The sequence below is a fragment of the Microbispora sp. NPDC046973 genome, assembly GCF_040644495.1.
GTDB lineage: Bacteria > Actinomycetota > Actinomycetes > Streptosporangiales > Streptosporangiaceae > Microbispora.
Window position 1 is genome coordinate 294,136 of record NZ_JBEYWQ010000008.1, and the last position, 9,601, is coordinate 303,736.

A 9,601-nucleotide genomic window follows, 5' to 3' on the forward strand; every position below is an offset into this window, starting at 1 on the left:
CTCACTGCGTTTCGCGGCTGATGGCCGGCAGCCGCGTCACCGGTTTGCCGTCCGGAAGCGCCGGCTTGAGCGGCTTGCCGTCGTCCCCCTTGCCGAGGCCGAAGATCCCCTCCCAGATGCGCCGCACCGCGGGCGCGGCGGTCGAGGCGCCGAAGCCACCCTGCGCCACCATGACCACGGTGACCAGCCGCGGATTGTCCGCGGGCGCGAAGGACGCGAACCATGACGTGTCCTCCTTGCCGTAGACCTCTGCCGTACCGGTCTTGCCGCCGATCTTGACGATGTTCATCGGGAACCCGCGGAACGCGCCCGCGGCGGTGCCGTCCGAGGGCACCTCGCTGAGCGCCTTGCGGATGTAGGTGCGGGTCTCGTCGTTGACCGGCAGGTGCCCCACGACCGGGACCGGGATCTCCTGCTTAAGGGTGCCGTCGGGACGCATCAGCGCCCAGCCGACACGCGGGCTGCGCACGTTGCCGTCGCCCAGCAGCGCCGCGTACGCCCGCGCGAGCTGGAGAGGGGTGACCAGGACGTCGCCCTGGCCGATCGAGAGGTTGACCGCCTCGTAGGCGTGGAAGATCATGCCCTCCAGGCAGTTCTCGTTGGCCAGCCTCTTGGCGAACGAGGCCCGGCTCTGGTCCTTCATCTCCGGGTAGCCGATCTTGGCCCGCTTGCACATCTCCGACTTGGTGGAGTTGTACAGGTCGAGCTTCCACGAGCGGGTCGGGATGCGGCCCGCGGACTCGCCGGGCAGGTCGATGCCGGTGCGCTTGCCGAAGCCGTAGGCCTTGGCCATGTTCGGCATCGGCTCCTTGACCTTGGCCTTGGGCGTCTTGCCGCCGTCGCGCAGCCACTCCTCGTACCCGGCCTTGTAGAACACGGTGTCGCACGACTTGACCAGCGCCTCGTGCAGCGAGATCGCGCCCAGGCTCATGCCGCCGGCGTTCGGATACGAGCGGCCCTCGACGTTGTAGGAACTCGGGCACTGGTAGGTGCCGTGCAGGGGCTCGCCGTCGGCGACCATCGCCGAGACCGAGCTGATCTTGAAGGTCGAACCCGGCGCGTACTCGCCGGCGATCGCCCGCGACACCAGCGGCTTGCCCGACTTGTCCGACAGCAGCCGCCGGTAGTCCTTCTCCGAGATGCCGCCCGTCCAGACCTTGGGGTCGTACGTCGGCCGGCTGGCCATCGCGATCACGCGCCCGGTCTTCACGTCGAGCACCACGCCGGCGGCGCCGTCCGAGTTCGGCACCTCCCGCATGGCCTGGTCGAGCGACTTCTCGACGACGCGCTGCACGTTGGCGTCGATGCTGGTCACCAGGATGTCGCCGGGCGCCGGGTCGGACTGCTGGTTGACCGAGATGACCTTGCCCATCCGGTCGACCTGGACGTTGCGCAGGCCGGGCGTGCCGCGCAGGGCGGAGTCGTAGGTCCGCTCCAGCCCGTCGCGGCCGGTGAGGTCGACGCCCGAGTAGTTGGCCTTGAGACCCTCGCGCTTTTCCAGCTCGCTCTGCGTCACCGGCTGCAGGTAGCCGAGGAGCTGCGCGGCGTCCTTGCCGTTGGGATAGTCGCGGATCGCCTGGATGTCGGCCGTGACGCCGGGGAAGTCCTCCTGGCGTTCCAGGATCTGCAGGGCCGACCGCGGATTGACGTTGTCGGCGACCGGGATCGGCGTGTACGGCGAGCCGGGCCAGCACGGACGGCTGACGCCGGGGCCGCACGCCCGGATCTCCTGCTTCAGCTTCGACATCGGCACCTTCAGCACGGCGGACAGCCGGCGCAGGACCGCGTCGCCGCCGTCCGGCATCCGCTCCAGCCGGCCGCGGTCAACGGAGACCACCAGCGTCGTACGGTTGCGCACGAGCGGGCGGCCGGAGGAGTCGAGGATCGCCCCCCGCAGGGCGGGCACCCGCACCTCGCGGGTGCGGGTCTCCGTCGCGACCGTGACGAACCGCGACCCCTGCACCACCTGCACCTGCCACAGCCGGACGACGAGCACCACGATCATCGCGATGACCAGCACCTGCAGGACGAGCAGGCGTCCGCGCAAACGTGTCATGCCGTCCCCCGTCTCCAGCTCGGCACGAGCTCGCCACCGCCGGCGCGTCTGCGGTGGCCGCCGTGCGTGATCTTGACCGCCCGGAGCACCAGCGGAGCGGCCACGAGATTGCAGATCGCGGCCCGGGGCCACGCCGTGGCCAGCACCGGCCAGGTGACCCCCGGAGCGCCGATCAGCGCGCCCAGCCCCGCCAGCATGCCGGGCGCGACCACGGCGCACGCCGCCACCGCGAGCAGCGGCAGGCGCTCTCCCACCCGCCCGGCCGCGTAGCCGAGCGCGCACAGCACCAGCGCGTACTGGCCCAGCGTGTGGTTGGAGGGAGGCAGCAGGTCGTAGGCGAGCCCTCCGCAGAAGCCGATCACCGCGCCCGGCACGGCCCCGCGCCTGGTCGCGAGCGCGGCGACCGTCAGCAGCACCAGGTCGGGCGCCCAGGAGAACAGCAGCCGGTTGACCACGCTGACCTGGAGCACCAGAGCGACGAAGAGCAGCAGCGCGGCGAGGAGGTTGCGGGCCATCGGTCAGTTCCTCTCACCGCGGCCGTCGTCCGCCGCGGCGCCGTCGTGCCGGCGAGGCGCGTGGCGGGGCTCGTCGGCCGCGGGCCGTTCACGGGCGGCGGGCGGCTCCTGGACGTGCTGCTCTTGCGCGTGCTGCTCCTGGGCGTACCGCTCCCCGTCCACGGCCTGCGTGCCGTGCCGGCCGCGCCGCTCGCGCGCGGCCTCGGGCCGGCCCTCACGCGCCTGCTGGTCGGTCGTGGCCCGCGACTCGTCGCCCGCGCCGCGGCCCCGGTCGCCCCGGTCACCCCGGTCACCCCGGTCGCCGAGCCCCCACTCGGCCTCCAGTGAGGCGCGCCCCTGCCCGCGGCCGTCGTCGCCGCGCCGCTGGTCCTCGCGCGGTGGCTTCGGCGGCGGCGGCTTCGGCGGCAGCACCGCGTCGCGCGGATCGCGCTTGGGCGCCGCGACCACCACGCCGACGACGTCCAGCGCGGAGAAGTCGGTGAAGGGCCGCGCGTAGGCCGTCCTGGTCACCTCGCCGGGCGTGTTGTCCACCCGCTCGACCACGCCGATCGGCACCCCCGGCACGTACGGCTTGCTCTGCTGGGAACCGAACGAGACGATCCGGCGGCCCACGCCGATCGGCACGGTGGAGTCGAGCAGGCGGAACTTGATGAGGTTGCCGCCGCCGCCCGCCTCGCCGAGGCCGCTCACGACGCCGAGCTCGTTGCCGCCCTCCAGCCTGGCCCCGGCCGACAGGGCCGGGTCGGTCAGCAGAGCCACTGTCGAGCCGGCCGGGCCTGTCTGGACGACGCGGCCGACCATCCCGGCATCGCTGAGCACCGTCATGTCGGGCCGGATCCCGTCGCCGGTGCCGGCGTCGATCTCGACCGTGTCCTCGAATCCTGCCACCGTACGCCGCGCGACGACCTGGGCCGACACGACGCGGTAGCGGCCGAGCCCCGCCAGCCCGAGCATGCGGTCCAGCTTCTCGGCCCGCGCCTTGTCGAGCTGCTGCGCCGACACCTCGTCCCGCAGCCGCGCGTTCTCCTTGCGCAGGTCGGCGATGGCGCGCCGGGCGGAGGGCGCGTCGCGCAGCATGCCGACGAATCCGGTGATCGGCCGGGTGACGGCGGCGCCGACGCGCTCGACCTTCCCGAACACGGCGCCCGCGAAGTCGCGCACCGGGCCGAGGACGTGGTTGTTCCCGGCCCGGTGATCCACAGTGATGAGGATCAGCGCCACAGCGAGGAGGAGTCCGAGCATGAGACGGGCGCGGCGGGTGTCTCTCATGACGCTCCTTAGTTGCGGGGCTCCGGCACGAGCACCTGCTGGAGGGCTTCAAAGTCCTCCACGCACCGCCCGGAGCCGAGCGCGACCGAGTCGAGCGCGTTCTCGGCCAGGTGGACCGGCATGCCGGTCTCCTCGCGCAACCGGTCGACCATGCCGCGCAGCAGGGCACCGCCACCGGTCACGGCGATCCCCCGGTCCATGAGGTCGCCGGACAGCTCCGGCGGGCACTTGTCCAGCGTCGACTTCACCGCGTCGACGATCGCGTTGACCGGCTCGGCGATCGACCGGCGGATCTCCTCTGCGCTGATGACGACCGTCTTCGGCAGGCCGCTGACCAGGTCACGGCCGCGCACCTCGGCGTGGAAGTCCTCGCCGGTGACACAGGCGGACCCGACGGCGATCTTGACCTCCTCCGCCGTGCGCTCGCCCAGCATCAGCGAGTACTCCTTCTTGGCGAAGGCGATGACCGCCTGGTCGAGCTCATCGCCCCCGACACGGATCGACTGGCTGGTCACGATGCCGCCCATCGAGATGATGGCCACCTCGGTGGTGCCGCCGCCGATGTCGACGACCATGTTCCCGGTCGGCTCGTGGACCGGCAGGCCGGCGCCGATCGCGGCCGCCATCGGTTCCTCGATGATGTACACACGGCGGGCCCCGGCCTGGTAGCCCGCTTCCTTCACGGCGCGTTGCTCCACCGCGGTGATGCCACTCGGCACGGCCACGATGATGCGCGGGCGTACGAAGTGCCGCCGTTTGTGGATTTTCTGGATGAAGTACCGCAGCATTCGCTCGGTAACATCGAAATCCGCGATGACACCGTCCCTCAGGGGACGGATCGCGACGATGTTTCCGGGCGTCCGCCCGATCATCCGCTTCGCTTCTATCCCAACTGCCACGATCTTTCCTGTCGTGACGTTGATGGCGACGACGGACGGCTCGTTCAGGACGATGCCGCGCCCTCGGACGTAGACGAGAGTGTTCGCCGTGCCAAGGTCGACAGCCATGTCACGGCCCAGGAATGTCAGCTTGCTGCCCATGCGGAAGGAAGCCTTCCTTCAGGTGGTTAGCGGTTACCGGGTTCAGCGGGAGTGCGGGATGACGCATCGCATTCGAATCGTAACGGCATGTGCTCATCACTGGGCACATCGAGCTCTCAAGCCCCCGGAAAAACCGGTGTCCCCCGGCCTAAGCTCGGTCACCACCTGGAAAAACACGAGAGGCCCCGGTTTAAACCGGGGCCTCTCGTGTGGCAAGGACTAGAAACGGTCCGGAAAGAAAATCTTGATTTCCCGGGCGGCGGACTCCGGCGAATCGGAGCCGTGGACGACGTTCTCGCCGATCTCCAGCGCGTGGTCGCCGCGGATGGTGCCGGGCGCGGACTTCACCGGGTCGGTCAGGCCGGCCAGGGCGCGGAACGCCTCGACGGCCCGGGGGCCCTCGAGCACCATCGCGACCAGCGGGCCGCCGGTGATGAACTCCACCAGCTCGCCGAAGAACGGACGCTCGGAGTGCTCGGCGTAGTGGGCCTTGGCCGTCTCGGCGTCGAGCGTGCGCAGGTCCATCGCCACGATCTTGAGGCCCTTGCGCTCGATGCGGCCGATGACGTCCCCGACGAGGCCGCGACGGACTCCGTCGGGCTTGATGAGGACAAGCGTACGCTCGGACACGGTCTCTTCTCCTAAGGTCGTTTGACTCGCCGTACACGGTGACCCAGCGGATCGCGGGCCCACCCGTCAAAGCGCCTGGGGAGCTCCGGCTGGGAGCTCCGACGCAACGGCAGCTTACCGGTCCGGGAACGCCGCTCCGATCGGACGAGTCCGGTGGCGGCGGGTCTGCCGCCTCGGATCTGCAGCGGCGGGTCAAGCGTTCGGAGCGCGCGGCGGGGTCACTGTGCGCGGGGTCAATGTGCGGGGCCGGCGCCGGCGTCCCTGGGGATGCCGTCCTCCTCCTCAGGTGAAGGGGTCGGCGCGGGGATCACAACCTCTGTGCCCGCCGACGCCGCGGCGGCCCGCCGGGCCAGGACGGAGGAGAGCACGATCACTCCGACCACGACGAAACCACCGACCAGCGCCCAGATGTGGAGCGCGTCGATGAACCCGTCGACCAGGGCGTTCCCGTCGCCCCGCGCGGTCGCGGCGGCGTCGCGCAGCCGGTTCACCTGGATGCCGGTGCCGAGCAGGAAGCCCGCGAGCACGGCCGGGAAGCACAGCGACAGCCCCAGCATCGCCGATCCGAGGCCCGCCGTGCGGAACGCGCCGACCAGCGCCACCGCCGACCCCGCGGCCAGCAGGACGAACGGCACCACCAGCGGCGTGCCCGACGGCGCCGGGACCAGCAGCCTGATCGCCGCCAGTCCCACGACGACGGCCGCGAGACCGAGGACCGTCATCCGGGCCGCGAACGCCTCGGGTGCCCGGCCCGCGAGGACGGCGGCCACGAGCGCGGTCACCGCGGCCACCAGGAACGGCACCCACAGGCCCTTGAGCCCGGGACCGCCCAGCGGACCGCCGAGCTCGATGTAGGTCATCTGCGCGGCGGTCGGCAGCACCACCAGCCCCACCGCGACGTTGACGAAGGCGAGCGTACGGCCACCGGGCCCCTCGAACGTGCCGAGCACCGCGAGGGCCAGCATCGCCACCACCACGACCGCCGCGGCGACGACGACCAGGTGCGGCGGCCAGTCGAAGGTGATCCCGACGCCCAGCACCGCGATCGCCGCTGCGGGCACGATCGCCAGCGCGAGCCGCCCGCGCTCCGCCGACGTCGGCCGGCCCGCGGGCAGGATCTCCCCCTCGGTCCGCACCCCGCCGTCGCCGGCGATCATCCAGAGCACCAGGTATGCCGCGGCGAGGGCCAGCGCCACCCCGGTGAGCAGCGGGTACGGCTGAAGGGTGACCTGCCAGGAGGACACGTCGCGGATGGCCCACAGGGCGAGGGCCTGAGCCGACAGCAGCGAGGCGGCGAGCGCGCCCGCCCAGATCGGCAGCAGCACCCTGTGCCGGGGACGCTCGGCGACCGCCACCAGAGTGGCTGGCACGAGCATGCCCGCGCCGATCCCGTGGAGCACGCGCAGCACGCCGACGAGCGCGACGGTGTCGGTGTACCCCCCGGCGACGTCGGCGAGCGCGAGCAGCGTGAGCCCCGCCACGAGGATCGGCGCCGCGCGGAACCTGCGCACCGCGACCGCGGCGAGCGGCACGGTCACCAGCATGGCGGGCAGCGCCAGGCCGTGCGCGCGGATCATGTCGACCTGCGACACGCCCGGCGGCAGCAGCGCCGCCACGACGGAGATCGTGTTCGGGATGGCGACGAGCGCGAGAGGAAGGGCCACCATGGTGAGCAGCCCGATGACGACGTCGACCAGCAGAGGGACGCGCACGGCTCGGACCGGCACGGCGGTCCGAGCCTGCGGTACGGGAGGGACGGCCATGGTTGCCGACTTTAGCGCTTCGTCGTCCCTTCGACACGGCGAGCGACGAAGATGGCCGTTATCCACAGGGCAGCGAAGATCACCCCGAGGAAGAACATGACCGGGACCAGGAATCCTGTAGCGATTGTCAGGATTTCAAGCACGGTGCCCGCAATGTACGCGTACGGGCGCTTCAGCATGCCGGCGACGGCCACGCACAGGACGGCCAGCCCGAGTCCGACGGTCAGCGCGAGCGGCGTGGACACATGGTTGATGGTGATCGCGACCGGGCTGATGAGCGCGACGACGATCGCCTGCATCCCGAGGACGGTCGCGCAGAGCCGGCGCATGCCGGGGGTCACCTCGAACACGACGCTGCTCACTTGGCGGCCTTGAGGAGGATGCGCGCGTCGCCCGCGGTCACGACCGAACCGGTGATGATGACACCGGAGCCGAGCTCGTCGCCCTGGTCGGCCAGCGCGACGCCCCTGTCGATGGCGTCGTCGAGCCGATCCTCGATGTGGACGCGATCCTGGCCGAACACGGCCTCCGCCCGGGCCGCGAGGTCGTCCGGGCTCAGCGAGCGAGGAGAGGAGTTGCGGGTGACCACGATCTCCTCGGCCACCGGTTCCAGGAGGTCCAGGATCGTGTCCACGTCCTTGTCCGCCATCACGGCCACCACGGCCACGAGCCGGGTGAACCCGAACGCCTCGGTCAGGGCCTCGACCGTCGCCTCCATGCCCGCGGGATTGTGCGCCGCGTCGATGAGGACGGTCGGGCCCCGGCGCACGATCTCCAGTCGCCCGGGGCTGCTCACCTGGGCGAAGGCCTGCCGTACGACCTCCTCGCCCAGCGGGTCGTCGCCGGCCGTCAGCGCCTCCACGGCGGCCAGGGCGCCCGCGGCGTTGCCCGCTTGGTGCGCGCCGTACAACGGCAGGAAGACGTCCTCGTACACGCCCTTCAAGCCCCTGAGCTGGAGCATCTGACCGCCCATGGCGAGCTCGCGATGCAGCACCCCGAACTCCAGCCCCTCGCGGGCGACCACCGCACCGACCTCGGCCGCCCGCCGCATCAGCACCTCGGCGGCGGGCAGCGCCTGCTGCGCCAGCACGGCCGTCGCCTTCGGCTTGATGATGCCGGCCTTCTCACCGGCGATCGTCGCGACGTCCGGACCGAGGTAGTCCGTGTGATCGAGCGAGATGGGCGTGATGACGGCGACCGTCCCATCGGCCACGTTCGTCGCGTCCCAGGTGCCGCCCATACCGGTCTCGATCACGGCGACGTCCACGGGAGCGTCCGCGAACGCGGCGAACGCCATCGCCGTCAGCACCTCGAAGAAGCTCAGCTTGCCGACCCTGGCGTCGATCATCTCGAGGTAGGGGGCCACGTCCTGGTACACCTCGGCGAACCGCTCCTCCGACAGGGGCTCGCCGTCGACCGAGATGCGCTCACGCATCGACTGCAGATGAGGGCTCGTGTAGCGGCCCACCCGCAGGTTGCGCTCGCGCAGCAGGGCCTCCACCATGCGCGCGGTGCTCGTCTTCCCGTTGGTGCCCGCGATGTGAACGACCTTGTACGAGTTCTGGGGGTCGCCGAGGATCTCCATCAGCGCGGTGATCCGGTCAAGAGTGGGGCTGAAATCCCACTCCACTCCCCGTGCCATGATCGCTTGCTCGACGGCTCGATATTCCACGACCCTCAGCGTACGGGAACTCGCGGTCGCCCCTTCACGAGGTGGTACGCGGTGCGGGCGCCGCGAGCATCGGGTGGTACGAGCACGGGCAGCGGGGGTCTCGCGTGGTGTGTGTTGGTCCGGTGGGGTTGCGACGCGTGCATCGTGGGAGGCGTCACGGACACGGCAAGACCATGCATGGTGTGGTGGGCGGTGGCCGCCCTTGGGACGTGGGTCCACGCGGTGGCCCGTCTTACGTGTGTGGAGAGCCGGCGGGGCTATCCCTATGAGAAACGGCCCCTGGACATGCGAAAGCCCCGGCCAACCACAACCGGGGCACCACCCCACCAACAACACACCCGGGAAAACCTTCCGGGAAAACCCCCCGGAAACGCGGAAAGGCCACCCCAAACGGGGTGGCCCTCCCAACAAAGATTGTCCGGCGGCGTCCTACTCTCCCACACCGTCCCCGGTGCAGTACCATCGGCGCTGACAGGCTTAACTTCCGGGTTCGGAATGTAACCGGGTGTTTCCCTGCCGCTATAACCGCCGTAACCCCATGAAACACACAACCAACAAACTCACTGGTTGCTGTCTCTGAGATCACATAGTGAACGCGAGCATAATATGGTCAAGTCCTCGGCCTATTAGTACCGGTCAGCTCCACACATTACTGC

8 protein-coding genes and 1 rRNA gene are annotated in these 9,601 nt (G+C 70.6%); all 9 read right to left on the reverse strand.

Annotated features, from left to right (window positions below):
* Position 1: 1 nt before the first annotated feature.
* Positions 2-2,056, reverse strand: a complete 2,055-nt coding sequence (gene mrdA, locus ABZ860_RS18445; protein WP_357221426.1) for a penicillin-binding protein 2 — start codon at positions 2,054-2,056, stop codon at positions 2-4.
* Positions 2,053-2,571, reverse strand: coding sequence for a rod shape-determining protein MreD (mreD, locus tag ABZ860_RS18450; RefSeq protein WP_357221429.1), 519 nt, complete (start codon positions 2,569-2,571; stop codon positions 2,053-2,055). The genes mrdA and mreD overlap by 4 nt, the downstream gene beginning before the upstream one ends.
* Positions 2,572-2,574: 3 nt before the next feature.
* Entirely contained in the window at positions 2,575-3,840 is a 1,266-nt protein-coding gene (locus ABZ860_RS18455; RefSeq protein ID WP_357221431.1) for a rod shape-determining protein MreC, read from the reverse strand.
* Between the two features lie 8 nt (positions 3,841-3,848).
* Positions 3,849-4,880 (reverse strand): rod shape-determining protein, encoded by a 1,032-nt coding sequence (locus ABZ860_RS18460; protein ID WP_076434349.1) that lies wholly within the window; start codon positions 4,878-4,880, stop codon positions 3,849-3,851.
* A 219-nt stretch (positions 4,881-5,099) separates the two neighbouring features.
* A complete protein-coding gene (ndk, locus tag ABZ860_RS18465) occupies positions 5,100-5,510 on the reverse strand; it encodes a nucleoside-diphosphate kinase (RefSeq protein WP_169984812.1) in 411 nt (136 codons plus the stop codon).
* Positions 5,511-5,743: 233 nt separating this feature from the next.
* The gene (locus tag ABZ860_RS18470; protein WP_357221436.1) at positions 5,744-7,273 is read right to left on the reverse strand and encodes a hypothetical protein; all 1,530 of its coding nucleotides are present in this window, start codon (positions 7,271-7,273) and stop codon (positions 5,744-5,746) included.
* Positions 7,274-7,284: 11 nt separating this feature from the next.
* On the reverse strand, positions 7,285-7,635 hold the full coding sequence (locus ABZ860_RS18475; protein WP_357221439.1) for a DUF4233 domain-containing protein: 351 nt from the start codon (positions 7,633-7,635) through the stop codon (positions 7,285-7,287).
* Positions 7,632-8,915, reverse strand: a complete 1,284-nt coding sequence (locus tag ABZ860_RS18480) for a folylpolyglutamate synthase/dihydrofolate synthase family protein (RefSeq protein WP_357221478.1) — start codon at positions 8,913-8,915, stop codon at positions 7,632-7,634. Before ABZ860_RS18480 ends, ABZ860_RS18475 begins: the two co-directional genes overlap by 4 nt.
* Before the next feature lie 446 nt (positions 8,916-9,361).
* Positions 9,362-9,478: ribosomal RNA gene (gene rrf, locus ABZ860_RS18485) — 5S ribosomal RNA — on the reverse strand.
* Between the last annotated feature and the right edge of the window lie 123 nt (positions 9,479-9,601).

Excerpts from the sequence above, each read along its gene's own strand:
- mrdA (WP_357221426.1), bottom strand. The coding sequence starts at position 2,056 with ATGACACGTTTGCGCGGACGCCTGCTCGTCCTGCAGGTGCTGGTCATC.
- mreD (WP_357221429.1), bottom strand. The coding sequence starts at position 2,571 with ATGGCCCGCAACCTCCTCGCCGCGCTGCTGCTCTTCGTCGCTCTGGTG.
- ABZ860_RS18455 (WP_357221431.1), bottom strand. The coding sequence starts at position 3,840 with ATGAGAGACACCCGCCGCGCCCGTCTCATGCTCGGACTCCTCCTCGCT.
- ABZ860_RS18460 (WP_076434349.1), bottom strand. The coding sequence starts at position 4,880 with ATGGGCAGCAAGCTGACATTCCTGGGCCGTGACATGGCTGTCGACCTT.
- ABZ860_RS18470 (WP_357221436.1), bottom strand. The coding sequence starts at position 7,273 with ATGGCCGTCCCTCCCGTACCGCAGGCTCGGACCGCCGTGCCGGTCCGA.
- ABZ860_RS18480 (WP_357221478.1), bottom strand. The coding sequence starts at position 8,915 with ATGGCACGGGGAGTGGAGTGGGATTTCAGCCCCACTCTTGACCGGATC.